Source organism: Streptomyces bauhiniae, assembly GCF_004784475.1.
Lineage (GTDB): Bacteria > Actinomycetota > Actinomycetes > Streptomycetales > Streptomycetaceae > Streptomyces > Streptomyces seoulensis.
Map to the genome: position 1 here is coordinate 267,706 of NZ_SRRT01000001.1, position 25,260 is coordinate 292,965.

Genomic DNA, 25,260 nt, shown 5'->3' on the forward strand with positions numbered 1-25,260 from the left:
TCGGGGCGGCGGGATCAGGTCGGGTCCAGCCCGTGGCTGCGGAGCCAGGGCAGCGGGTCGATGGCGGCGCCGCCCGCCGGGCGCACCTCGAAGTGGAGGTGCGGGCCGGTGGAGTTGCCGGAGTTGCCGGAGTAGGCGACCGGATCGCCTGCCTTGACCGAGGTTCCGGAGGGTACGCGGTAACTGGAGAGGTGGCAGTACCAGGTCTCCGTGCCGTCCTTCGCCGTGAGGACCAGCATGTTTCCGTAGGCGCTGTTCCACTTGGTGGTGACGACACCGTCGGTCGCGGCCATCACGGTGGTGCCGTACGACACGGGGAAGTCGATGCCGGTGTGGACGGACATCCAGTTGACGCCCGCCTGCCCGAACTGGGCGCTGAGGCCCTTCTGGAGCACCGGCAGCATGAACTTGGGGCGGAGTCTCTCCTTGAGCGCGGCCTCGGCGGCGGCCTTCTTCTTCTCCAGCGCCTGCTGCGCCTTGAGGTCGATGCGCTCCTGGGTCCGGCTCACCCGGTCGGTGAAGTCGTCGGCCCCGGCGGAGAGGGTGCGCAACTGAGTGTCGAGCTTGCTGTTGGCGACGGACGGCTTGACCGTGTGCGTGTCGGCCGCGGAGGCGGCGGCCTCCTGCGTCTCACCGGTCAGGTCGCCGACCGAGGCGGCGGCGATACCGGCCACGCCCATCACACAGGCCGACGGTACGGCGACGGTCAGCAGTGCGGAGCGCTTGGCGGGCGTACGGCGCCGGGAGCGGGCCGCGGCGCGTGAACCCGCGCGCGGGGCCGGGGTGACCTCCTCCTGGTCGTCCAGGAGGCCGGGCACGGCGGGGAGTTCACCGGTACCGGTCAACTCCTCGTCGGCGTCCGGGTGTTCGCCGTACGGGTGGTCCGCGTACTCGGCGTAGGCGGCGTCGTCCCCGTACGGGTCGTGGGTGACCTGGTCGAAGGTGGCCGTCGCCTGCTGGTCGAACGGCTCCTCGGCCCGCTGGTGCTCGGGCGTGCCGTCGGTGTTCCACTGGGTGGCGTCGTAGGCGCCGGTGTCGAAGGTCTGCGTGCCCCAGTCCCACTGCTGCGCGGGGTCCGGGGTGAGCTGCTGCCCGTACTGCGCCCAGGCGCCGGTGTCCTCGGGGGTGCCCTGCGCGGGGACGGTCCAGGCGGTGGTGTCGTAGGCGCCCGTGTCGTACGCGGTGTGCTGCTGGGCCGCGTAGGGGTCGTGGGCGAGGTGGCCGCCGTCGCCGGTCTGCCAGTGCGTGGTGTCGTACGCGCCGGTGGCGTGCTGGACGTCCGGGTATCCGCCGAGGTGCGGGTCGGCGGCGTAGGCCGCCTCGGCCACCGGAAATCCGGTGGTGTCGTAACCGCCGTACGTGGTGAGGTCGTCGTACGGGACTTCCGGTGCTCCGTACGGCGCGTAGTGCGCGGTGGAGGCGTCGGAAGCCGGAGCCGGGGTCATGGTCCCCGACGGGTGACGGTCGTTCACCAACTTCTCTTTCGCCTCGACAACAGGGGCTGCCAGAGCAGTGCGGCGACTGTACCCGGCGGTATGCGGGCGCGACAATCTTCCGCTGGTTTCATGTGGACGGGAAACGGGCATTCGGCCGTGTTTCGGGGTTCGCTGAACGCGAGTTTGGCCCTGTGTTCGAAGAGCGTTCGATGATTTGTGACGCTGCGTCACTCCTGAGAAGCCTGTGGCAGACCTGTCAGCCACTTCGTGTACCAACTGTGGAAGTCGCGCTCCAATGAAGTGAAGCCGCCCCAGTCGGGGTCGAGGAACCCGATCTCCCCGGCGTGCGGACCGTTCAGAACGAGGCGGACGTACATTCCGCAGCCTTCCTCGGCCAGTGCGAGGGTGCCTCGGGTCAGCGTGTCGGCGGCCGCGCCGAGGCGGCCGGGGGCGGGCTCGGTCAGGGGGAACGGGGAGGCCAGGCGGCCGGGGAGCCGGTCCCGCGCCCATTCGTCGTCCACCGCCCAGTCGTCGTCGGCCTCGGGGCGCGGGGTGATCAGCGGAAGCAGGCCGTGGGCCGGGCCGGCCGGGCCGTCGCCCACCTCGGCGACGAAGGAGCGGTAGTGCGGGGGCAGCTCGATGCCGTGGGCGGTCTCGAAGGCGCGGATCTCCGGCTCCGGCAGCGGGGGTCGCAATGCGTAACGGTGTGTATCCGCCCCGAAACGCTCCATGGCCCGGTCGTGCGCCGCGGCCTCCCGCAGGCGTGCCGTTACGGCGGTCCGGTCCCAGGTCTTCATGGGAGCGAACCTAACGAGGTCGGGCGACCTGTTCAGGCCACCGTCAGGCCGCCGCCCTCCTGGCGGTGCATGGCGGAGTCGGAGTCGAGGGCCTCGCGTATGCCGGCGGCGACTGTGGGGTGGACCGGGAGGGCGAGGTGGCCGATGCCGCTGACCTGGATGTTGTGGGCCTCCAGGTCGGGGTGGTCGACGCAGGCCGCCTCCAGGGGGGCCATCACGGAGTCCAGGTCGCTCCAGAAGCTCACGAAGCGGGTGCGGCAGCCCGGTGCCGGGCGGGCCAGCTCCTCGATCACCGGCGAGTCTGGCCGCATCTGCCGGACGATCGGGTGCGCGTTGGCCAGCGGCACCGCGCGGGTCCCGGAGTGCGGGGTGCCCAGGGTGACCACGGTGCGCACCCGGACGTCACCGCCGAGGCACTGTGCGTAGTACCGGGCGATCAGGCCCCCCAGGCTGTGGCCCACGATGTCCACCTGGGCGCTGCCGGTGCGCTCGCAGATCTCCTCCACATGCCGGCCCAGCAGCTCGGCCGCGGTGCGGATGTCGCAGGTCAGGGGGGAGTAGTTCAGCGATTCCACCCGCTGCCTGCCGTGCTGGGCGAGGTTGCGGCGCAGCAGCACGAACACCGAGCGGTTGTCGATGAAGCCGTGCACCAGCACGACCGGCGGCCCGGTCGGCACAGGCAGCCTCGACGTGCCCGCCGGCGCGGGAAGGGCGGCCTGGCGGCGCTCCTGGGTGAGGCCGGTCGGGTACAGCAGCATGTGACCGGCCAGGATCGCGGCCTCCAGGGCGGTGGCCTTCACCAGCGTCACGGACACGGAGGCCAGTCTGCCGGGCCACAGACGCCGGCAGATCGGGAGGAAGAGTGGCAGTACCCCGGTGACCTTCATTGGCCGACCTCCTGTCGGCACGCGGGGGGCGGCTCTGTCCCCCGCGTGCCCTCATGTCCCACCATGTGATTTCCCCCTCGCCGGGTGCCGTGAAACAGTCCGCTGCGGGATGCTGTGGATAACGTTCGTTCACTTCTCACAGGTGGCGGAACGTGCCAGGTGTGCGGTACTTGTCGGTACGGGACGGAAGCGGACGCTTCCGCGGTCCCTTGACGGTGGTCCCTTGATGGAGGCAGTGATGGGTGTGGCAGCCGGTCCGATCCGCGTGGTGGTGGCCAAGCCGGGGCTCGACGGCCACGATCGCGGGGCCAAGGTCATCGCCCGCGCGCTGCGGGACGCGGGCATGGAGGTCATCTACACCGGCCTGCACCAGACGCCCGAGCAGATCGTCACCACGGCGATCCAGGAGGACGCCGACGCGATCGGCCTGTCCATCCTCTCGGGCGCCCACAACACGCTCTTCGCGGCCGTCATCGACCTCCTCAAGGAGCGCGACGCCGCCGACATCCTCGTCTTCGGCGGCGGCATCATCCCGGAGGAGGACATCCCGCCGCTGCGCGAGAAGGGTGTCGCCCAGATCTTCACGCCGGGTGCGACCACCACGACCATCGTGGAGTGGGTGCGGGAGAACGCGCGTCAGCCGGCCACCTCCGGCTGAGCCCCCTCAGGCCCGTCCGGCGCCAGCTCGCGCACCATCGCCGCGCGCAGCCGCAGGGTGGTCGCCAGCCGCTGGAACGCCTCCGCCCAGTAGCCCCCTGCGCCGGGGGAGGCGTCCTCCCGTTCGTCGGGCACGGCCAGCAGGCTGTCCAGCCGGGCCGTCTCGGCCGGGTCGAGGCAGCGCTCCGCCAGGCCCATCACCCCGCTGAAGCTCCACGGGTAACTGCCCGCGTCCCGCGCGATGTCGAGGGCGTCCACGACCGCACGGCCCAGCGGCGCCGTCCAGGGAAGCGCGCACACCCCGAGCAACTGGAACGCCTCGGACAACCCGTGCCCGGCTATGAACCCGGCCACCCACGCGGCCCGTTCGTCCGCGTCCAGCGCGGCCAGCAGCTTGGCCCGGTCCGCCAGGGACACCGCGCCGGGCCCGCCCGCCTCCGGTGCGGACGGCGCACCCAGCAGCGCCCGCGCCCACCGCGCGTCCCGCTGCCGTACGGCCGCCCGGCACCAGGCTGCGTGCAGCTCGTCCTGCCAGTCGTCCGTCACGGGCAGCGCCACGATCTGCTCCGGGGTGCGCCCGCCGAGCCGGTCCGGCCAGGTGTCCAGCGGTGCCGACTCGACCAACTGACCCAGCCACCAAGACCGTTCACCCCGGCCCGCCGGGGGCCTGGCGGTCACGCCGTCACGCTCCATCTCCGGGTCGCAGGCGGCCGGTGCCTCCACGACGATCGCGGCCGTGCTGCCGGTGTGGTCCAGGGCGACGCAGGTCGCGGCCCGCTGCGCCATCCGCCCGGCCAGCGCCGAGCCGGGCAGGGTGGACAGCAGCTCGGCCGCCGTCGCCCGGACGTTCCGGCTGCGGTCGCCGAGCGCCTGCTCCAGGAAGGGCTCGTCGTCGGCCGTGAGGCCCGCGCGCAGCGAGTCCAGGAACATCAGCCGGTCCTCGGCCCGCTCCTGGGCCCAGGTCTCCGCGAGCAACTCCCTTGCTGAAGACGGGGTTCGGGCGCGTAGTGCGGTCAGCAGGGCGACCCGTTCCGCGAACAGTCCCTCCTGCCACAGCCGCCGTATCCCCTCGTCGTCCTCGGCGTCGGGCAGTGCCGAGGTATTCCCGGAGGCCGAGCGCTGGGCGAACCGCCAGTCCGGGTTCAGCCGGGCCAGCCACAGGGCCCGTGCGCCCGCGAACTCCAGCGCGGCCGGGCGGAGATCGGTACGGGCGCGGGCCGCGTCCAGCAGGGCGGGCACGGTCTGCGGGGGTGCCGCGTAGCCGTGCGCGTTGGCCGACGCGAGCCACTGGGGGAGGAGTTCGGTGAGGTCGGGGGTGCTGCCCCGGCGGCCGCCGCCTCCGCCGGGGCGGTCGGCCAGGAGCAGGGTGAGGCGGTGGGCCGCCGCTGGTGGCAGGGCGGGGCGGGTGTCGGCGGGGGCGGGTTCCGGACGTGTGCCCGCGCGTCCGGGGCGCAGGCCGGCCCGGCGCTGTACGGCCGCGACGGCGGCGGCGTCCAGCAGGGCGGCCGGGGCCTCGCGGCCGGCGGGGTCGAGGGGGAGCGTGCGGCGGTCGGTGCCCAGCAGAGCGGCGGTGAGCAGGTCGTCCCAGGTGGGCGCCGTGGTCATGGGGTTACCTTCCGGGCGGGTCGTGGACGCGGGCGGGGTGTTCAGCACAGGCTCACCGGCGCGGCCGTCCCTTCCGCCCACGCCGTCAGGGGCGTGAAGCCTCGGTGGCCGCACTCGCCGAACACCGTGAGCGGAGCGCCTCCGGCCAGCGCGACCAGCCGCCACAGGCCCGGGCGGGCCAGGAACGACGGGGTCAGCGGCAGGGCGGTGTCCGACTCGGCGTCGGCGTCGGCCAGGTGCCAGGAGCCGGAGGTGTCCTCCGGCACGGGTATGACCGCGTCCAGGGTGACCGGGACGGAGTCCAGCCAGGGGTCCTCGCGGAGGGCCTCGCCGTAGGAGGTGAGGGCCTGCGCGGTCGTGGTGCCGGGTGGGCGGGAGGCGGCGGGGGCCGCTGGGGCGTGCCGTTCGCCCAGGGTGGCCCGGATCTGGCCCGCACCGGGATAGTCGGACAGGTCGGCGTCCAGGGACAGGCCGACCGGCAGGGAGAGTTCGGGCGCCCGGCCCGCCGCGCCGAAGGAGAGGAGCAGGCGGGTGCGGCCCGAGTCCGCGCCGTGCAGCCAGATACGGCGGTTCGTCAGTTTGGCGTCGGCCGTGTCGTACTGCGCGAGCACCTGCCAGTGGTCGCGCACCGGTGGCCCGTCCGCCGAGGTGGGCAGGCCGAGGCGGGTGCGGACGGTGGCCGCGAGGGCGTCCGGGAGCCGGTCGCGGTGCAGCCAGCCCTGGTCGAGCAGATGGAGCAGGGCGCACTCCTCCAGCAGCCGGGCCGGCCAGCCCGCACCGGACGCCGGTATGGCCCCCAATTCCCGCACCCACGAGGCGAGTCCGGGCGCCTGGGCGTCGACCATGCGGGCTGCCGTCTCCTCCCACAGCCCGTACCCCGCGCGCTCGGCCGAGGCCAGGCCGTCGCGGAGGAGGTCGGCGAGGCGGCGCTCCAGCTCGGTCGCGCCCGCGGTGACCCGCTGGTCACGGCGCTCCGCGCGCTTCCGCGCGGCCTCCGGATCGGCCGCCGAACCCGCCGCAGCCTGCGTCTTCTTGGCCTCCACTCTTCCGCGCCGGCCCGCGAGCCACTGCTCGGCCCAGTCCGGCGCCGCCTCCGACTCGGGCACCGCGCTCTCGTCCCCGGCCCAGAGCAGCAGCAGCCCCAGCGCGTGTTTGCACGGGAACTTACGGCTCGGACAACTGCACTTGTACGCGGGCCCGGCGGGGTCCGACAGGTCCACCACCGTCTGGTACGGCTTGCTGCCACTGCCCTTGCACAGTCCCCACACCGCCCCCTCCCGGCCGCTGCCCGCACCGGACCACGGCCCCGCCACACCCAGTTTGCTTCCCGCTTTGCGCGACGACGCGTCAGGCGCCAGGTCCAGCACCTGCTCCGCGGTCCGGCGCACCCCCTGCTGAGTCATGCCAACGACGTTAGAACCCACCACTGACAATCGGTCATGGGAGTGGTTATCCACAGGTCAGAGCGATTGTCAGTGGGGTGCTGCATGGTGGATGCCAGATGACCCACGGCCGAGCTGGAGGGGGCCTCAGCCATGACTGTGTCCATGGAAACCACGACCACCGAACCGATCCCGAGCCAGGCGCCGCAGGCGTTGCGACCGCACGCCGAAGACGCCTTCGCCACCGAACTCACCGCGCTCGCCGCGCAGGACGACCGGCCGCGCCCGGAGCGCTGGAAACTGTCGCCGTGGGCGGTCGCCACGTATCTGCTCGGCGGCACGCTGGCGGACGGCACCGTGATCACACCCAAGTACGTGGGCCCGCGCCGGATCGTCGAGGTCGCCGTCACCACGCTGGCCACCGACCGCGCCCTGCTGCTGCTCGGCGTGCCCGGCACGGCCAAGACCTGGGTGTCCGAGCATCTCGCGGCCGCCGTCAGCGGCGACTCCACCCTGCTGGTGCAGGGCACCGCCGGCACCCCGGAGGAGGCGATCCGGTACGGCTGGAACTACGCCCGCCTGCTCGCCCACGGCCCGAGCCGGGACGCCCTGGTGCCGAGCCCCGTCATGCGGGCCATGTCCGAGGGGATGACGGCGCGGGTCGAGGAGCTGACCCGGATTCCGGCCGATGTGCAGGACACGTTGATCACGATCCTGTCCGAGAAGACCCTGCCGATCCCGGAGCTGGGCGAGGAGGTGCAGGCCGTGCGCGGCTTCAACCTCATCGCCACGGCCAACGACCGCGACCGGGGCGTCAACGACCTGTCCAGCGCGCTGCGCCGCCGCTTCAACACCGTGGTGCTGCCGCTGCCGGAGAGCGCGGACGCCGAGGTCGACATCGTCAGCCGCCGGGTCGACCAGATGGGCCGCTCGCTCGACCTGCCGCAGGCGCCCGAGGGGCTGGACGAGATCCGCCGCGTGGTCACCGTCTTCCGCGAGCTGCGCGACGGCGTGACCACCGACGGCCGCACCAAGCTGAAGTCGCCGAGCGGCACCCTGTCCACGGCGGAGGCCATCTCCGTCGTCACCAACGGCCTCGCCCTGGCCGCCCACTTCGGTGACGGCGTGCTGCGCGCCGGGGACGTGGCCGCGGGCATCCTCGGTGCCGTGGTGCGCGACCCGGCCGCCGACCGGGTCGTCTGGCAGGAGTACCTGGAGACGGTCGTGCGCGAGCGCGACGGGTGGACGGACTTCTACCGGGCCTGCCGGGAGGTGAGCGCGTGAGCGAGGCCCCGCCCCCGGCCGGGGCGTTCGAGACGGGCCCGCTGCTGCTGGGCGTCCGGCACCACGGGCCGGGCTCCGCGCGGGCGGTGCGGGCCGCGCTGGACGCCGCCTCGCCCGCCGTGGTCCTCATCGAGGGCCCGCCCGAGGCCGATCCGCTGGTCCCGCTGGCCGCCGACCCCAATCTGCGTCCGCCCGTCGCCCTGCTCGCCCACGCCGTGGACGAGCCCGGCCGCTCGGCGTTCTGGCCGATGGCGGAGTTCAGCCCCGAGTGGGTGGCGATCCGGTGGGCCGTCGAGCGGGGCGTCCCGGCCCGCTTCATCGACCTGCCGGCGACCCACTCGCTGGCCTGGGAGGAGGACACCGGCGACGGTGATTCACAGGAAGAGGCCGAGCACGCCCGCGTGGACCCCCTCGCCGCCCTGGCCGAGGCCGCCGGATACGACGACCCCGAGCGCTGGTGGGAGGACGCCGTCGAGCACCGGGGTCCGGGCCTGCGCGAGCCGTTCGCGCCGTTCGCCGCGCTGGAGGACGCCATGGGCGCCCTGCGGGAGCGGTACGGCGACGGCGGCCGGCCGCGCGACCTCGTGCGCGAGGCGTACATGCGGCTCCAGATCCGCGCCGCCCGCAAGGAGTTCGGGGACGAGGTGGCGGTGGTCTGCGGCGCCTGGCACGTGCCCGCCCTCCGCGCGAAGACCACCGTCACCGCCGACCGGGCGCTCCTCAAGGGCCTGCCCAAGCTCAAGACCGACCTGACCTGGGTGCCCTGGACCCACCGCAGGCTGGCCCGCTCCAGCGGTTACGGCGCCGGGATCGACTCGCCGGGCTGGTACGCCCACCTGTTCGGTGCCCCGGACCGGCCGGTGGAGCGGTGGCTCACCAAGGTCGCCGGACTGCTGCGCGAGGAGGACCGGATCGTGTCCTCCGCCCATGTCATCGAGGCGGTCCGGCTGGCCGAGACCCTCGCGGTGATGCGCGGCCGCCCGCTGGCCGGCCTCACCGAGACCACGGACGCCGTGCGCGCGGTGCTCTGCGAGGGCTCGGACGTGCCGCTGTCCCTGGTGTACGACCGGCTGGTGGTCGGGGACGTGCTGGGCGAGGTCCCGGAGTCCGCGCCCGCGGTGCCGTTGCAGCGGGACCTGGCCCGTGAGCAGCGCCGGCTGCGGCTCAAGCCGGAGGCGCTGGAGCGCGAGCTGGAGCTGGACCTGCGCAAGGACACCGACGCCGCGCGCGGCCGGCTGCTGCACCGGCTGCGGCTGCTCGGCGTCGGCTGGGGCGAACCGGCTCGCTCGCGCGGGAGCACGGGCACCTTCCGGGAGACCTGGCGGCTGCGCTGGGAGCCGGAGCTGTCGGTGCGCATCGCCGAGGCCGGGGTGTGGGGCACCACCGTGCTGGGCGCGGCCACCGCCAAGGCCGAGGCGGACGCGGTCGGCGCGCGGGCGCTGGCCGACGTGACCGCGCTGGCCGAGCAGTGCCTTCTGGCCGGGCTGCCGGACGCGCTGCCCGTGGTGATGCGGGTGCTCGCCGACCGCGCGGCGCTCGACGCCGACGTGAGCCACCTCGCCCAAGCGCTCCCCGCCCTGGTCCGCTCGCTGCGCTACGGCGACGTGCGCGGCACCGACACCGGCGCGCTGGCCGATGTCGCCGCCGCCCTCGCGGAGCGCGTCTTCATCGGGCTCCCGCCCGCCTGCACCACCCTGGACGCCGACGCGGCCCAGGAGATGCGGGGCCATGTCGACGCGGTGCATGGCGCGGTCGGGCTGCTCGCCGAGACGCTCACGGGGCACGACGACCTCCGGCCCCGCTGGCGGGCGGTGCTGCGCACGCTGTCCCAGCGGGACACCGTGCCGGGGCTGCTCCGGGGCCGGGCGGTGCGGCTGCTGCTGGACGACGGGGAGCTGGCGGCCGAGGACGTGGCCCGGCTGATGGGGCTGGCCCTGTCGCCGGGGACACCGCCGGGTGACGCGGCCGCGTGGGTCGAGGGGTTCGTCGGCGGGGGTGGGGGAGGGCTGCTGCTGGTGCACGACGAGCGGCTGCTCGGGCTGGTCGACGCCTGGCTGACCTCCGTACCCGCCGACGCGTTCACCGACGTGCTGCCGCTGCTGCGCCGCACCTTCTCGGCGTACGAGCCCGGTGTGCGCCGGACGCTCGGTGAGCTGGTCCGGCGCGGTCCGGGCGGCGGTGCCGGGGCCGTGGGCCACCCGGCGACCTCGTCCGGCTTCGCGCCGGAACCCGATGCCGGACGCGCGGACGCCGTACTGCCGGTGCTGCGCCTGCTGCTCGGGCTGACACCGGAGCGGCAACCATCGATGGACGACGACCTAGCGGGGGTGGGGGCATGACAACGGAGACGACACGACTCGACGGCGACGCCGAGCGGCTGCGCCGGTGGCGGCTGGTGCTCGGCGGGGATCAGGCGGACGGCACCGGGGTCGCCCTGTCCGGCCGGGACGCGGCGATGGACGGCACCCTGACCGCGCTGTACGGCCGGAACGACAAAGCGGGCAAGAGCCCGGCCGGGCGGGAGCGTTCGGCGGGGCTCGGCGGTTCGGCGCCCTCCGTGGCCCGCTGGCTCGGGGACATCCGCACTTACTTCCCCTCCTCCGTCGTCCAGGTCATGCAGCGCGACGCCATCGACCGGCTCGGGCTGGCCGCGCTGCTGCTGGAGCCGGAGATGCTGGAGGCGGTGGAGGCCGACGTCCACCTGGTCGGCACGCTGCTCTCGCTCAACAAGGCGATGCCGGAGACCACCAAGGAGACCGCGCGGGCGGTGGTGCGCAAGGTGGTCGAGGACCTGGAAAAGCGGCTGGCGACCCGCACCCGCGCCACCCTCACCGGCGCCCTGGACCGCAGCGCCCGCGTCAGCCGCCCGCGCCACCACGACATCGACTGGAACCGCACCATCGCGGCCAACCTCAAGCACTACCTGCCGGAGTACCGGACGATCGTGCCGGAGCGGCTCATCGGGTACGGGCGGGCCGCGCAGTTGGTGAAGAAGGAGGTGATCCTCTGCATCGACCAGTCCGGCTCGATGGCGGCGTCCGTGGTCTACGCGTCGGTGTTCGGGGCGGTGCTCGCCTCGATGCGGTCGATCAGCACGCGCATGGTCGTCTTCGACACCTCCGTGGTCGACCTCACCGACCAGCTCGACGACCCGGTGGACGTGCTCTTCGGCACCCAGCTCGGCGGTGGTACCGACATCAACCGGGCGCTCGCCTACTGCCAGTCGAAGATCACCCGTCCCGCCGAGACGGTGGTCGTGCTGATCAGCGACCTGTACGAGGGCGGCATCCGGGACGAGATGCTGAAGCGGGTCGCGGCGATGAAGGCGTCCGGCGTGCAGTTCGTGACCCTGCTCGCGCTCTCCGACGAGGGGGCGCCCGCCTACGACCGGGAGCACGCGGCCGCGCTGGCCGCGCTCGGCGCCCCGGCGTTCGCCTGCACCCCGGACCTCTTCCCGGAGGTGATGGCCGCCGCGATCGAGAAGCGCCCGCTGCCCATACCGGACACCGCGTGACAAGCTGGATGGGGTGACCTGCCGAACAAGTGCACCCCATGAGGCACGGCGTGTCAGGGAAAACGGCATCATGTGACAGGTATCACCGCTCGGGTGTGACCCGCGATTTAGAGGCCCCCGGCAAGCAGGGATAACCTGCGAGACGGACATGCCGCGCGCTCGGACACCGTGTGCGCACCCCTTGTGACAAGCGGACGTCACGTTGCCCTTCGCGGCACGCCCACGCATCCAACGACCGCGAGATCACTGATAGGGACGGAAGCGCGTGGACCTGTTCGAGTACCAGGCGAGGGACCTCTTCGCCAAGCACGATGTACCGGTGCTGGCCGGTGAAGTCATCGACACGCCTGAGGCGGCGCGCGAGATCACCGAGCGTCTGGGCGGCAAGTCCGTCGTCAAGGCGCAGGTGAAGGTCGGTGGTCGTGGCAAGGCCGGCGGCGTCAAGCTCGCCGCCACCCCGGACGAGGCCGTCGCCCGCGCGACGGACATCCTCGGCATGGACATCAAGGGCCACACGGTCCACAAGGTGATGATCGCCGAGACCGCTCCGGAGATCGTCGAGGAGTACTACGTCTCCTTCCTCCTCGACCGTGCCAACCGCACCTTCCTCTCCATCGCCTCCGTCGAGGGCGGCATGGAGATCGAGGAGGTGGCGGCCACCCGCCCCGAGGCCGTCGCCAAGACGCCGATCGACGCCATCGACGGCGTAGACGAGGCCAAGGCCCGCGAGATCGTCGAGGCCGCCAAGTTCCCGGCCGAGGTCGCGGACAAGGTCGTCAACGTCCTGATCAAGCTGTGGGACACCTTCATCAAGTCGGACGCCCTCCTCGTCGAGGTCAACCCGCTGGCGAAGGTCGCCTCCGGCGAGGTCCTGGCGCTGGACGGCAAGGTGTCGCTCGACGAGAACGCCGAGTTCCGTCACCCCGAGTACGAAGAGCTGCACGACAAGGAAGCGGCCAACCCGCTCGAGGCCGCCGCCAAGGCGAAGGGCCTCAACTACGTCAAGCTCGACGGCCAGGTCGGCATCATCGGCAACGGCGCGGGTCTCGTCATGAGCACCCTGGACGTCGTCGCGTACGCCGGTGAGAAGCACGGCAACGTCAAGCCCGCCAACTTCCTGGACATCGGTGGCGGCGCCTCCGCCCAGGTCATGGCGAACGGCCTGGAGATCATCCTGGGCGACCCGGACGTCAAGTCCGTGTTCGTCAACGTCTTCGGCGGCATCACCGCCTGCGACGAGGTCGCCAACGGCATCGTCCAGGCGTTCAAGCTCCTCGAGGAGCGCGGCGAGAAGGTCGAGAAGCCGCTCGTCGTCCGCCTCGACGGCAACAACGCCGAGCTGGGCCGCAAGATCCTCACCGACGCCGACCACCCGCTGGTCCAGCGCGTCGACACCATGGACGGCGCGGCCGACAAGGCCGCCGAGCTGGCCCACGCCGCAAAGTAAGCACTCAGGACGAGGACACCAACACACCATGGCTATCTGGCTCAACAAGGACAGCAAGGTCATCGTCCAGGGCATGACCGGCGCCACCGGCATGAAGCACACCAAGCTCATGCTGGGTGACGGCACCGAGGTCGTGGGCGGCGTCAACCCGCGCAAGGCGGGTCAGACCGTGGACTTCGAAGGCACCGAGGTACCCGTCTTCGGGACCGTCAAGGAGGCCATCGAGAAGACCGGCGCCAACGTCTCCGTCATCTTCGTGCCGGAGAAGTTCACCAAGGACGCCGTCGTCGAGGCGATCGACGCCGAGATCCCGCTGGCCGTCGTGATCACCGAGGGCATTGCCGTGCACGACACGGCCTCCTTCTGGGCGTACGCCGGCAAGAAGGGCAACAAGACCCGGATCATCGGCCCGAACTGCCCCGGCATCATCACGCCGGGCCAGTCCAACGTCGGCATCATCCCGGGCGACATCACCAAGCCGGGCCGCATCGGCCTGGTCTCGAAGTCCGGCACGCTGACGTACCAGATGATGTACGAGCTGCGTGACCTGGGCTTCTCGACCGCCGTCGGCATCGGTGGCGACCCGATCATCGGCACCACGCACATCGACGCCCTGGCCGCGTTCCAGGACGACCCCGACACCGACCTGATCGTGATGATCGGTGAGATCGGTGGCGACGCCGAGGAGCGCGCGGCCGCGTTCATCAAGGACAACGTGACCAAGCCGGTCGTCGGCTACGTCGCGGGCTTCACCGCGCCCGAGGGCAAGACGATGGGCCACGCCGGCGCGATCGTCTCCGGTTCGTCCGGCACCGCCCAGGCGAAGAAGGAGGCCCTCGAGGCCGCGGGCGTCAAGGTCGGCAAGACGCCGACCGAGACGGCCAAGCTGGCGCGGGAGATCCTGAGCGCCTGACGCTCGGCCTCCTTCGGGCAGCACACCGGCGGGCCCGTCCCCTTCATGGGGGCGGGCCCGCCGCTGTTTTGCGCGTACGGGGTGTCAGCCGGGTGACGGTGCCAGCCGTTCCGGGCCGTTGCCCGACTCCGTGCGCAGCTTGTTGCGCAGGGTCAGCTCCGTCTTCGAGAGCGGGCCGAGCGCGGGGGCCGCGGGGACGCCCCGCACCGCCTGGGCCGGTGCGATCGGCGCCTCGTAGTGCGTGGGTGCCGTGCGCAGGGTGAGGCCGGTCGCGCCGATGATGGCGACGGTGAAGGCGATGGCCGCGCGGGTCCAGAAGACGTTGCGGCGCTCGCCCGTGGTGCGGACGGTGGTCGGGGCGTCGGCGCGGAGCCGTTCGGTGGAGGCGAGTTCCGTCAGGCGCCGGTGCAGGGCGGCCGGGTCGGCCAGCTCCGGCACCTGGGCGGCCACGGCCTCGCGGGCGCGGGTCAGCCGGCCCGCCGCCGCCGGGGTGCTCGCCTCGGTCTCGGCCGCCGTCTCGGGCAGGTCGAGGCCGACGCCGTCGTACAGCACGAGGGTGCGGCGGTAGGAGGGCGGGAGGCGGAGCAGCGCGTTCAGCAGGGCGCGCGCGTCCGGGTCGGCGGGCGGGGGCTCGGGGGTGCGGTGGCGGGGGCGGAAGCCGTGCCAGGGGGAGAGGGCGTACTCGTACGCCGTCGCCCGGACCCAGCCGCCCGGGTCGCGGTCGCGGGCCACCTCGGGCCAGCGTTGCCAGGCCGCCTGGAACGCCCGCTCCACCGCCTCGCGGGCCAACTCCCGCCGCCCGGTGAGCAGATAGGTCTGGCGGACCAGGGCGGGGGCGCAGAACGCGTAGAGCGCGTCGAACGCCTGATCAGGGGTCAGGGTGGGTGCGGTGCTCTGCGTCACGGCTCACCCCTCTGTGTGAATAGGCACATAAACATATATTGGGCGACACTTCGGGGGTTCGCCTGTTACGCCGGGAAAGCGCGTGTCGTTGGGAGCATGGCGGGCGTGATCCCGCTGACACTCCGTCGCCTGTCGTCGTCCCTGCGGTCCCGGATGCGCGACCGTTCACCCGGTCTGGGGCCCGCGCTGGCGGGCGGTGCGCTCGCGGCCGGGCTCGGGCTCGGCGCGTGCGCGGCGCTGGTGATGGTGCTGTGGGTCAGTTCGCCGTACCCGGACAGCGGGCCCGGCGGCGCGCTGCATGTCGCGGCCGCGCTGTGGCTGCTGGCGCACGGGGTCGAACTGGTCCGCGCCGAGACGCTGTCCGGGGCGCCCCAGCCGGTCGGGCTGACGCCGTTGCTGCTGCTCGCGCTGCCGGTGTGGCTGGTGTACCGGGCGGCGCGGGACGCCACGGACGCGTCCGACGAGCCCGACGGCCCGCCGCCGGTTCCCACGCGTACGGCGTGGACGGGGGTCGTGCTCGGCTATCTCGCTGTGGGCGCGGCTGCCGCGCTGTACGCCTCCGGGGGTGAACCCCGGCCCGAATGGCTCTGGGTGACGGTGTGTCTGCCCCTGCTCGTCGGCGGGGCGGCGGGCGTCGGCGTCTGGGCGGGCTCCGGGCGCCCGCACCCGCCGGTGTCGTCCCGGCTGCCGCACTGGGTACGGGTGGACGCGCTCGGTACGGCCGCCCGCGCGGCCGGAGCGGCCACGGCCGTGCTCACCGGGGGCGGGGCGCTGCTGCTCGGCGCGTCCCTCGTCTGGCACGGGGACACCGCCCGGCTGGCGTTCACCCAGCTCACGGAGGGGTGGACCGGACGGCTCACGGTGCTGCTGCTCGCCGTCACGCTGGTCTCCAACGCGGCGCTCTGGTCGGCCTCGTACGCGCTCGGCCCTGGATTCGCGCTCGGCACCGGGCACATGGTGCACCCTCTCGCCTCGGACCCCGCTCCGCTGCTGCCCCCGTTCCCGCTGCTGGCGGCCGTCCCCGACGCCGGTACGGGGACCCCGCTGAACTGGGCCGTCGCCCTGGTGCCGATGGCGGCCGGGGTGACGGCGGGCTGGTTCGTCGCGGCGGCCGCCGTACGGCGGGCCCGCCCCTGGCTGCACTGGTCGGCGGGGCGGAGCGTGGGCGTCCTGGCCCTGTCCGCCCTGCTCTGCGCCCTGATCCTCACCCTCCTCGCCGCCCTCTCCGGCGGCCCCCTGGGCACGGCGACCCTCTCCCACTTCGGCCCCGTGGCCTGGCAGACCGGGCCGGCGGCAGCCCTCTGGCTCCTCGTGCTGGGCACCCCGGTGACCCTCACGGCAAGAGCCTGGCGCCTTCACGCCCTCCGCCGAGCGGGCGTACTCCCGTCCCGCCGCACAAAGAAGCGCACCTGGCTGACCAGAGCGAAGGCGGCCCGCCCGGCGGAGGCCACCCCGAAGGTCCCGGACCCCACCCCGGAGCCGAAGCAGGACGACCTCTACGACTTCCTGGAATCGGACACCCCGGAGCCGGCGCCCACCCCCGAGACGGTCCCGCACCAGCCCGCCGCCGAGGACACCACCGACACCCCCGACCCCGCCGACCCCTCGTCCCCGGAGACGACCCCGGACCCGGCCGCCCCGAACCCCTCGCCCTGACCGCCGCCGCTGACGCGGGGGTGAGCAGGCTGTGGCGAAGCCGCCGATCAGCCATCGAGCCCGTCGCTCACGCCCTGCTCCGGCCGCCGGCGATCCCGCCACCGGCGCACCCGAACCGCAGGCTCCCCAGCCCGCCGAATCCCCGTCCCCGGAACCCACCGCGGACTCGGCCGCGCCGAACCCCTCGGCCTGGCCGCCGCCGCTCACGCGGGGATGGGCAGGCTGGGACGAAGCCGCCGATCAGCCATCGAGCCCGACGCTCACGCCCTGCTCCGGCCGCCGGTGATCCCGCCACCGGCGCACCCGAACCGCAGGCTCCCCAGCCCGCCGAATCCCTGTCCCCGGACCCGCCCGAGCCGAAACCGTCGCCCTGACCGTCGCCGCTCACGCGGGGATGGGCAGGCTGGGGTGAAGCCGCCGATCAGCCATCGAGCCCGTCGCTCACGCCCTGCTCCGGCCGCCGGTGATCCCGCCACCGGCGCACCAGAACCGCAAGCTCCCCGGCCCGCCGAATTCCTGCCCCGCACCCCGGAACCCACCCCGTACCCGGCGGAGCCGAACCCCTCGGCCGGCCCGCCGCCCCTGACGCGGGGGTGAGCGGAGGAGGAAAAGCCGCCGATCAGCGGTGAATCACGGCACTCACGCTCCGCTCCAGCCGCTGCCCGGAGCCGTTCGAGGCCCCGCGTGCCGGCCCGTCGCCAAACCGCGGGCCCGGCCGACCCCGAGCCCGCCCCCTGAGCCAACCCTCAGGAGTTCGCCGACCCCAGCACCCCCCGCAGATGCTCCGGCAGGAGCTGGTCGCAGGACTGCTTCGACTGCTGGGTCAGGGCGTCGTTCACGCACGTGTAGTAGTCGCGGTACACGAGCTGGACGGTGAAGACCGCGGCGACCAGGACGAGGGCCAGGCCGGCGGTGATCATGCCGGTGATGGCCGCCGTGACCTGGGGGCGGACGCCCGTCGGGCGGGGTTCGTCCGGGGAGGGGGTGCGGGGCTTGGCGCGCAGGGAGCTGCCGCCCCAGTAGAGGGCGAGGGCGCCGAGGAGGAGGGAGACGTAGGGCCAGCCGAGGAGGACGAAGAAGACGGCCCACATGCCGGACAGCAGGGCGTAGCGGGCGCGCCGCTGGGCCGGGTCCGTCGGGTCCCAGCGCTGCTTGCTGGTGCCGCCGCCCTGGCCCTCCGGACCCGCGCCGGGGCGCTCGCCGAAGCCGCCGGGGGCGCGGCCGGGCTGGCGGTCGCTCCACTGGCTGCCCCAGCCGGAGTCCCCGGAACCCTGCTGACCCTCCTGGCCCTCGGGGTGACGCGGGCGCCAGGGCTGGTCGGGACGGTCCTCGGGCGGGGGCGCGTACGGGTTGTCGTCCTTGCGGTCACCGCCCCGGTCGTCGTCGCGGCCGCCGGAGGGTGCCTGGGGCGGCGAGGCCGGCCGCTCCCGCAGCAGGACAACGCCACGCTCGCCCTCCTGGCCGGTCAGCGGCGGGAACGTGAGGAGTCGCGGGCTGCGATCGGGCATCAAAGGAGCGTCTTCCCCTAGGTGATTCGAAGTCCGGCATGAGCTGTCATCCCGTGAACGCGCCGCACCACGGCCGCGTTCCCGAGCCGGCTCGTCCAGAACGCTACCTTCCGGCCACGCCCCCGTCCCGTGGGGGCCGTCCGGAGTGCCGGTATCGTTGCTGGCGGCCGGCCGCTTCGTAGACTTCCCCGTATGGCGGGACGCGAAGCATTCGTAGAACCCTACAAACGCCGGCCGCGACACACCGCCGTCCCGAGAAAGGGCCCCATCGTGGCCGCCACCCCCGCCGGTCCAGCGGCCCGGCGACTCGTCGTGCTGGTCTCCGGTTCCGGCACCAACCTCCAGGCCCTGCTGGACGAGATCGAGCGCGTCGGAGCCGAGGCGTACGGCGCGCGGATCGTCGCCGTGGGGGCCGACCGCGCCGGCATCGAGGGGCTGGCCCGCGCCGAGCGCGCCGGGCTGCCGACCTTCGTGTGCCGGGTGAAGGACCACCCGAGCCGCGAGGAGTGGGACGCGGCGCTCGCCGAGGCGGTCGCCGCCCACGAGCCGGACCTCGTGGTCTCGGCCGGCTTCATGAAGATCGTGGGCAAGGAGTTCCTGGCCCGGTTCGGCGGGCGGTTCGTCAACACCCACCCGGCCCTGCTGCCGAGCTTCCCGGGGGCCCACGGCGTACGCGACGCGCTCGCGTACGGCGCCAAGGTCACCGGCTGCACCGTCCACTTCGTCGACGACGGCGTCGACACCGGGCCGATCATCGCGCAGGGCGTGGTGGAGATCCGGGACGAGGACGACGAGAGCGCGCTGCACGAGCGCATCAAGGACGTCGAGCGAAGGCTGCTCGTCGAGGTCGTGGGGCGCCTCGCCCGCAACGGCCATCGCATAGAGGGACGAAAGGTAGTTATCCCGTGACCGCCACCGCCGAGAGCACCAAGCGGCCCATTCGCCGGGCGCTCGTCAGCGTCTACGACAAGACCGGCCTGGAAGACCTCGCGCGCGGGCTGCACGAGGCCGGGGTCGAGCTGGTCTCCACCGGCTCCACCGCCGCCCGTATCGCCGCCGCCGGCGTCCCCGTGACGAAGGTCGAGGAGCTGACCGGCTTCCCCGAGTGCCTGGACGGCCGGGTCAAGACCCTGCACCCCAAGGTGCACGCGGGCATCCTCGCCGACCTGCGTCTGGACAGCCACCGCGAGCAGCTCGCCGAGCTGGGCGTCACGCCGTTCGACCTCGTCGTGGTCAACCTGTACCCGTTCCGGGAGACCGTCGCCTCCGGCGCCTCGCCCGACGAGTGCGTGGAGCAGATCGACATCGGCGGCCCCTCGATGGTCCGCGCCGCCGCCAAGAACCACCCCTCGGTCGCCGTGGTCACCAGCCCCGAGCGGTACGCCGACGTGGCCGCCGCCGCGCAGGAGGGCGGCTTCGACCTCGCCGCCCGCAAGCGGCTGGCCGCCGAGGCGTTCCGGCACACCGCCGCCTACGACGTGGCCGTGGCCGAGTGGTTCGCCGGGGAGTACGCCCCGGTCGACGACTCCACGTTCCCCGACTTCCTCGGCGGCACCTGGGACCGCGCGCACACCCTGCGCTACGGCGAGAACCCGCACCAGCCGGCCGCGCTGTACGTGGCGCCGGGCGCCGAGGGCCTCGCGCAGGCGGAGCAGTTGCACGGCAAGGAGATGTCGTACAACAACTACACCGACACCGACGCCGCGCGCCGGGCCGCGTACGACCACGACGAGCCCTGTGTGGCGATCATCAAGCACGCCAATCCGTGCGGGATCGCGGTCGGCGCGGACGTGGCCGAGGCGCACCGCAAGGCGCACGCCTGTGACCCGCTGTCCGCGTTCGGCGGGGTCATCGCGGTGAACCGGCCGGTCAGCAAGGAGCTGGCCGAGCAGGTCGCGGAGATCTTCACCGAGGTCATCGTGGCGCCGGACTACGAGGAGGGCGCGCTGGAGGCCCTCGCCCGGAAGAAGAACATCCGGGTGCTGAGGGCGCCGCAGGGTCCCGCCGCCACCGTCGAGATCAAGCCGGTCGACGGCGGGGTGCTGGTCCAGGAGGCCGACCGCCTCCAGGCCGACGGCGACGACCCGGCCAACTGGACGCTGGCCAGCGGTGACGCGCTCTCCCCGGCCGAGCTGGCCGAGCTGGCGTTCGCCTGGCGGGCGTGCCGCGCGGTGAAGTCCAACGCGATCCTGCTGGCCAAGGACGGCGCCTCGGTCGGCGTCGGCATGGGCCAGGTCAACCGCGTCGACTCCTGCAAGCTGGCGGTCGAGCGGGCGGGCGAGGAGCGGGCGCGGGGTGCCTTCGCGGCCTCCGACGCGTTCTTCCCCTTCCCCGACGGGCCGCAGATCCTGATCGACGCCGGGGTGCGCGCCATCGTGCAGCCGGGCGGGTCGATCCGGGACGAGCAGGTCGTGGAGGCCGCCAAGGAGGCGGGCGTGACCATGTACTTCACGGGCACGCGGCACTTCTTCCACTGAGCGCATACGAAAAGCGGCCGCCCGCTCCCCTCGCGGAAGGGGAGCGGGCGGCCGCTGTACGAACCGCGCCTACTTGCTGACGATGACGATCGAGCCGCAGACCTTGTCGGAGAAGGTCTGGCGCTTGGAGTCCCACGCCGGCCACAGGTAACCGAGGTAACACGGCAGGCTGTCCAGCATGTGGGCGAGCTGACGCACGAACGCCATGCCGCCGCCCAGCGGCTGACCGGTGTCCTCCTTGAGCGTGCGGGTGCCGACGATCTTCTTGCCGATCGTCTGGCCCGTCCTGCCCTCCTGGACGATCTGGTAGATCACGAAGGCGATCATGAGGAGGACGCCGACGAGCGAGAGCGCCGGGATCTCCGCCTTCGCGCCGATGAGCACCAGCGGCAGGTAGACCACCATGTAGAGGATGGTGTCGATCAGCCTGCTGAGGAACCGCTGGCCCCAGTTCGCGTACGGCGGCTGCTGGTAGCCGTAGCCCGGCTGCTGCGGGTAGCCGTAACCGGCCTGCTGCGGGACCGGGGGCGCCTGCGGGTAGCCGTAACCGGGCTGCGGGGGCATGCCCTGCGGCGGCACGCCCTGCGGCGCCTGCGGGTAACCGGGCTGCTGCGGCTGCCCGTACCCCTGCTGGGGGTCCTGCGGCTGACCGTACGGGTTCTGGGGCGAGCCGAAACTCATGGCTGGATTCCTCCGTTGGAACTGCGGGAACGACGCGGACAGCACGGAGGAACGTCAAGATCTGAGCGGTTTGCCCCCCACCGGACCGCGATGTATGCGCCGTTCATGGTTGTGGAGCCGTCACGCGTTGTCCAGCCGCATTCGCGAGGTGTTGTGCAAGTGCAACATCAACGATCAACGGAGGACATCCGGGACGCGACGGTGGCGGAGCCCACGCGGACCGGATTGGAACCGGGGGGCCGTCATCCGCGAGGATGGGGGTATGACCGCCCAGATTCTCGATGGCAAGGCCACCGCAGCCGCGATCAAGTCCGATCTGACCGCCCGCGTGGCGGCGCTGAAGGAGAAGGGAATCACGCCCGGCCTCGGCACCGTCCTGGTCGGTGAGGACCCCGGCAGCCAGAAGTACGTCGCGGGCAAGCACCGCGACTGCGCCCAGGTCGGCATCGCCTCCATCCAGCGCGAACTGCCCGCCACGGCCACCCAGGAGGAGATCGAGGCGGTCGTCCGCGAGCTGAACGAGGACCCCGACTGCACCGGCTACATCGTCCAGCTCCCGCTGCCCAAGGGCATCGACGAGAACCGCATCCTGGAGCTGATGGACCCGGAGAAGGACGCCGACGGCCTCCACCCGATGAACCTCGGCCGCCTGGTCCTCAACGAGCCCGCCCCGCTGCCCTGCACCCCCAACGGCGTACTCACCCTGCTGCGCCGGTACGGCGTGGAGACCAAGGGCGCCGAGGTCGTGGTCGTCGGCCGCGGTGTGACCATCGGGCGCTCGATGCCGCTGCTGCTCACCCGGCGCAGCGAGAACGCCACCGTGACCCAGTGCCACACCGGCACCCGTGACCTGGCCTACCACCTGAAGCGGGCCGACATCGTCGTCTCGGCCGCCGGTGCCCCGCACCTGATCCGCGCCGATGACATCAAGCCGGGCGCGGCCGTGCTGGACGTCGGTGTCTCCCGCAACGCCGAGGGCAAGATCGTCGGCGATGTCCACCCGGACGTCGCCGAGGTCGCCGGGTGGATCTCCCCGAACCCCGGCGGGGTCGGCCCGATGACCCGCGCCCAGCTCCTGGTCAACGTGGTGGAGGCGGCGGAGCGGCGTGCCGGCTGACGAGTCCGGGGAGCCGCAGGTGCGGGACGCGATCAGCGCTCCCGACGCGCAGGGGCGCACCCGGCGCATGACCCGCCGCTTCCCGCTGTTCACCAAGGACACCGCGCGCCCCGAGGGCGGCGGCCGGGCCGCGAGCAGCGACGCCCCGGCGCCCGCCCGGCAGTGGCCGGTGCTGGTCGTGCTCTCCGCCGTCGCGCTCGGCCTGCTGCTGGTCGCCTTCGACGTGACCCGCGCCGGGCTCCTGCTGATCGGCGCGGCCCTGCTGGCGGGCGCCGCGATGCGCTGGACGCTGCCCGGCGTCGGCATGCTCGCCGTCCGCTCCCGCTTCACGGACATCGTGACCTACGGGGTGCTGGGCCTCGCCATCGTCCTGCTGGCCCTGATGGCCCAGCCCGAACCCCTGCTGCAGATCCCGTTCCTGAAGGACACCCTGCACTTCACGGTGTCCAACTAGCGCTGCTCGCAAGGCCGGTGGCTCGCCCCCACCCCCGATCAGGGGCGAGTCACCGGGACTTCACCCTGACGGGCCGGGCGGTTGCCGGGCAATGTCCCGCCGTGCGCTGTGGCACGGAGGTGACCGTTCCGCCACGGTGTCCGCGCCCTGCCACATCCGGGCAATCAGCGTCGTGACAAGGGCAGTTCGCCGGATACGTTCCGAACACCCCCCTCCTGCGGGCTACCGTGGAGCGGGGGCGGTGGCGTGACGCGGGGAGGCGTCGCGGTGCTTGCCGGGGGAGGAGCGAGGGGGGGAGCGGGCCATGGCTCGTTGGAAGGCGCTGCCGGAGGAACTCGACCCGGAGATCGGGGAGTTCACCCGTCAGTTGCGGGGACTCGTGGACCAGGGGGGTCTGAGTGTCGCCGCGCTGGCCGACCGTACCGGGTACAGCAGGACGTCCTGGGAGCGGTATCTGAACGGGCGGCTGCTGGCACCCAAGGGGGCCGTCGTCGCCCTCGCCGAGGTCACCGGGACCAGCCCGGTCCACCTCACCACGATGTGGGAACTCGCCGAACGCGCCTGGAGCCGGGCGGAGTTGCGCCACGACCGCACGATGGAGCAGATCCGGATCACCCAGGCCCGCGCGGAGTTGGGCGACCTCGGCGGGGGTACGACGATGGTCGACGCCCCACCGGTTGCCCCGCCCGACGCCGAGCCCCCTGCGGGCAAGCGTCGCGTCCTGCTCTTCCTGGCAGGCGCCGTGGCCGTACTCGTCGTCCTCGGCACCGTCTTCCTGCTCACCGGCCGAAACGGCGGCGAGAGCACACCGGCCGCTGCCAAGTCCCCCTCACCCTCCGCCACCAGCGCCGCCGACCTGCCGCCCGGCGTCAAGTGCGTGGGCGTCGGCTGCACCGGCAAGGACGCCGAGGCCATGGGGTGCAGCGGCGACCTGGTGACCACCGCCAGGACCGCCACCGTCGGCGCCGCCACCCTGGAGGTCCGCTACAGCAGGACGTGCGGCGCCGCCTGGGGCCGGATCACCGGCGCCGCACCGGGCGACCAGGTACGCGTCACGGCGGACGGCGAGAGCCGGCGGGGTGTCGCCGTCGCCGGGGAGACCTACACGTACACCCCGATGGTCGCCGTCGGCCGAGCAGGCGAGGCCGAAGCCTGCGTGACCCTGACGTCGGGACGCACCGGGTGCACCAAGTAGCCGGAGATTTCGGCGCGGGCCGCATGGGACGCCGGAATGGGGGCACGCGAACAAGTACCCCCCCACGGGAGTCCGGCAAGCCGGTACCCCCGACCGGCGGCCGCCTTCGTCCTCCTCTCCCGGACGGGCGGCCGCTGCCGTGTGCGGCGGCGGGAACCCATCCAGCCGGGCTGTGGGGCGGGCCACAGGGCCCCGGACGTCCGGCATGCCGGATGCGCGATAGCCTGACCGCTGATCTCTCTTGACGCCAAGAGATCGATCATCCGCACGGGGCAGGGACGCCCCACCGCCAGCCAAACGGAGAACGCCATGACCCGCACTCCCGTGAACGTCACCGTCACCGGCGCGGCCGGCCAGATCGGTTACGCCCTCCTCTTCCGCATCGCCTCCGGGCAGCTCCTCGGCGCGGACGTGCCGGTCAACCTCCGCCTGCTGGAGATCACCCCCGCGCTCAAGGCCGCCGAGGGCACGGCCATGGAGCTGGACGACTGCGCGTTCCCGCTGCTGAACGGCATCACCATCACCGACGACCCGAACGTCGCCTTCGACGGCACCAACGTCGCCCTGCTGGTCGGCGCCCGCCCGCGCACCAAGGGCATGGAGCGCGGTGACCTCCTGGAGGCCAACGGCGGCATCTTCAAGCCGCAGGGCAAGGCCATCAACGACAACGCCGCGGACGACATCAAGGTCCTCGTCGTCGGCAACCCGGCCAACACCAACGCGCTCATCGCGCAGGCCGCCGCCCCGGACGTACCGGCCGAGCGCTTCACCGCGATGACCCGCCTCGACCACAACCGCGCGCTGACCCAGCTCGCGAAGAAGACGGGCACCCCGGTCTCCGAGATCAAGCGCCTGACGATCTGGGGCAACCACTCCGCGACCCAGTACCCGGACATCTTCCACGCCACGGTCGCCGGCAAGAACGCCGCCGAGGTCGTGAACGACGAGCAGTGGCTGGCCGACGACTTCATCCCGACCGTCGCCAAGCGCGGTGCCGCGATCATCGAGGCCCGCGGTGCCTCGTCGGCCGCCTCCGCCGCCAACGCCGCCATCGACCACGTGTACACCTGGGTCAACGGCACCGCCGAGGGCGACTGGACCTCCATGGGCATCCCGTCGGACGGCTCCTATGGCGTCCCGGAGGGCCTGATCTCGTCCTTCCCCGTCACCACCAAGGACGGCAAGTACGAGATCGTCCAGGGCCTGGACATCAACGAGTTCTCCCGCGCCCGCATCGACGCCTCGGTGCAGGAGCTGGCGGAGGAGCGCGACGCGGTCCGCGGTCTCGGCCTCATCTGAGCCCCGCACGCACGAGTGACGGGCCCCCTCCGGTCTTCCGGGCGGGGC

The 25,260-nt window shown here is 73.0% G+C and carries 20 protein-coding genes and 1 pseudogene; 13 read left to right on the forward strand and 8 right to left on the reverse strand.

The window, feature by feature from the left end; translation table 11 throughout:
* Positions 1-14 precede the first annotated feature (14 nt).
* The 3 genes from E5083_RS01340 to E5083_RS01350 form a co-directional block, all read right to left on the reverse strand.
* Positions 15-1,472, reverse strand: a complete 1,458-nt coding sequence (locus E5083_RS01340) for a M23 family metallopeptidase (protein ID WP_135783735.1) — start codon at positions 1,470-1,472, stop codon at positions 15-17.
* Between the two features lie 191 nt (positions 1,473-1,663).
* A complete protein-coding gene (locus tag E5083_RS01345) occupies positions 1,664-2,233 on the reverse strand; it encodes an SMI1/KNR4 family protein (protein ID WP_135783736.1) in 570 nt (189 codons plus the stop codon).
* A gap of 32 nt (positions 2,234-2,265) precedes the next feature.
* Positions 2,266-3,120, reverse strand: coding sequence for an esterase/lipase family protein (locus E5083_RS01350; RefSeq protein ID WP_135783737.1), 855 nt, complete (start codon positions 3,118-3,120; stop codon positions 2,266-2,268).
* 238 nt (positions 3,121-3,358) lie between these two features.
* On the opposite strand from E5083_RS01350, the gene icmB reads away from it, so the two are divergent.
* Positions 3,359-3,778 carry a coenzyme B12-dependent isobutyryl CoA mutase small subunit gene (icmB, locus tag E5083_RS01355; RefSeq protein ID WP_135783738.1) on the forward strand — a complete coding sequence of 140 codons (420 nt, stop codon included), beginning with the start codon at positions 3,359-3,361 and terminating at the stop codon, positions 3,776-3,778.
* On the opposite strand, the gene E5083_RS01360 is transcribed toward icmB, so the two are convergent.
* On the reverse strand, positions 3,757-5,382 hold the full coding sequence (locus E5083_RS01360) for a DUF5691 domain-containing protein (RefSeq protein WP_135783739.1): 1,626 nt from the start codon (positions 5,380-5,382) through the stop codon (positions 3,757-3,759). The two genes, icmB and E5083_RS01360, sit on opposite strands and share 22 nt — an antisense overlap.
* Positions 5,383-5,423: 41 nt before the next feature.
* Positions 5,424-6,785 (reverse strand): SWIM zinc finger family protein, encoded by a 1,362-nt coding sequence (locus tag E5083_RS01365; RefSeq protein WP_135783740.1) that lies wholly within the window; start codon positions 6,783-6,785, stop codon positions 5,424-5,426.
* A gap of 132 nt (positions 6,786-6,917) precedes the next feature.
* Between E5083_RS01365 and E5083_RS01370 the strand changes: the two genes are divergently transcribed.
* The 5 genes from E5083_RS01370 to sucD all read left to right on the forward strand — a co-directional run bounded on the left by E5083_RS01370 (position 6,918) and on the right by sucD (position 13,922).
* Positions 6,918-8,048, forward strand: coding sequence for an ATP-binding protein (locus E5083_RS01370; protein WP_135783741.1), 1,131 nt, complete (start codon positions 6,918-6,920; stop codon positions 8,046-8,048).
* Positions 8,045-10,387: a DUF5682 family protein gene (locus tag E5083_RS01375; RefSeq protein ID WP_167513429.1), complete on the forward strand. Its 2,343-nt coding sequence runs from the start codon at positions 8,045-8,047 to the stop codon at positions 10,385-10,387. Before E5083_RS01370 ends, E5083_RS01375 begins: the two co-directional genes overlap by 4 nt.
* The gene (locus tag E5083_RS01380; protein ID WP_135783742.1) at positions 10,384-11,562 is read left to right on the forward strand and encodes a VWA domain-containing protein; all 1,179 of its coding nucleotides are present in this window, start codon (positions 10,384-10,386) and stop codon (positions 11,560-11,562) included. Before E5083_RS01375 ends, E5083_RS01380 begins: the two co-directional genes overlap by 4 nt.
* A gap of 265 nt (positions 11,563-11,827) precedes the next feature.
* On the forward strand, positions 11,828-13,009 hold the full coding sequence (gene sucC / locus E5083_RS01385; protein ID WP_135783743.1) for an ADP-forming succinate--CoA ligase subunit beta: 1,182 nt from the start codon (positions 11,828-11,830) through the stop codon (positions 13,007-13,009).
* A gap of 28 nt (positions 13,010-13,037) precedes the next feature.
* On the forward strand, positions 13,038-13,922 hold the full coding sequence (gene sucD, locus E5083_RS01390; protein ID WP_135783744.1) for a succinate--CoA ligase subunit alpha: 885 nt from the start codon (positions 13,038-13,040) through the stop codon (positions 13,920-13,922).
* Positions 13,923-14,006: 84 nt separating this feature from the next.
* Here the strand turns inward: sucD and E5083_RS01395 are convergent.
* A pseudogene (locus E5083_RS01395) lies at positions 14,007-14,801 on the reverse strand (RNA polymerase sigma factor); the annotation flags it as partial.
* Positions 14,802-14,921: 120 nt separating this feature from the next.
* On the opposite strand from E5083_RS01395, the gene E5083_RS01400 reads away from it, so the two are divergent.
* A complete protein-coding gene (locus E5083_RS01400) occupies positions 14,922-16,481 on the forward strand; it encodes a cell division protein PerM (RefSeq protein ID WP_135783746.1) in 1,560 nt (519 codons plus the stop codon).
* A 746-nt stretch (positions 16,482-17,227) separates the two neighbouring features.
* Here the strand turns inward: E5083_RS01400 and E5083_RS01405 are convergent.
* On the reverse strand, positions 17,228-17,989 hold the full coding sequence (locus E5083_RS01405) for a hypothetical protein (protein WP_135783747.1): 762 nt from the start codon (positions 17,987-17,989) through the stop codon (positions 17,228-17,230).
* 270 nt (positions 17,990-18,259) lie between these two features.
* Here E5083_RS01405 and purN point away from each other — a divergent pair, with 270 nt between their 5' ends.
* Both purN and purH read left to right on the forward strand, forming a co-directional pair.
* A complete protein-coding gene (gene purN, locus E5083_RS01410; protein WP_135783748.1) occupies positions 18,260-18,898 on the forward strand; it encodes a phosphoribosylglycinamide formyltransferase in 639 nt (212 codons plus the stop codon).
* On the forward strand, positions 18,895-20,466 hold the full coding sequence (gene purH, locus E5083_RS01415) for a bifunctional phosphoribosylaminoimidazolecarboxamide formyltransferase/IMP cyclohydrolase (RefSeq protein WP_135783749.1): 1,572 nt from the start codon (positions 18,895-18,897) through the stop codon (positions 20,464-20,466). Before purN ends, purH begins: the two co-directional genes overlap by 4 nt.
* A gap of 69 nt (positions 20,467-20,535) precedes the next feature.
* On the opposite strand, the gene E5083_RS01420 is transcribed toward purH, so the two are convergent.
* Positions 20,536-21,147 (reverse strand): RDD family protein, encoded by a 612-nt coding sequence (locus E5083_RS01420; protein WP_135783750.1) that lies wholly within the window; start codon positions 21,145-21,147, stop codon positions 20,536-20,538.
* A 262-nt stretch (positions 21,148-21,409) separates the two neighbouring features.
* On the opposite strand from E5083_RS01420, the gene E5083_RS01425 reads away from it, so the two are divergent.
* From E5083_RS01425 to E5083_RS01440, 4 genes are all read left to right on the forward strand, one after another.
* The gene (locus E5083_RS01425) at positions 21,410-22,264 is read left to right on the forward strand and encodes a bifunctional methylenetetrahydrofolate dehydrogenase/methenyltetrahydrofolate cyclohydrolase (protein ID WP_135783751.1); all 855 of its coding nucleotides are present in this window, start codon (positions 21,410-21,412) and stop codon (positions 22,262-22,264) included.
* Positions 22,254-22,718: a DUF3017 domain-containing protein gene (locus E5083_RS01430; RefSeq protein WP_135783752.1), complete on the forward strand. Its 465-nt coding sequence runs from the start codon at positions 22,254-22,256 to the stop codon at positions 22,716-22,718. The genes E5083_RS01425 and E5083_RS01430 overlap by 11 nt, the downstream gene beginning before the upstream one ends.
* Before the next feature lie 304 nt (positions 22,719-23,022).
* A complete protein-coding gene (locus E5083_RS01435; protein WP_135783753.1) occupies positions 23,023-23,913 on the forward strand; it encodes a DUF2690 domain-containing protein in 891 nt (296 codons plus the stop codon).
* Positions 23,914-24,222: 309 nt separating this feature from the next.
* Positions 24,223-25,212, forward strand: coding sequence for a malate dehydrogenase (locus E5083_RS01440; RefSeq protein ID WP_135783754.1), 990 nt, complete (start codon positions 24,223-24,225; stop codon positions 25,210-25,212).
* Positions 25,213-25,260: the final 48 nt, after the last annotated feature.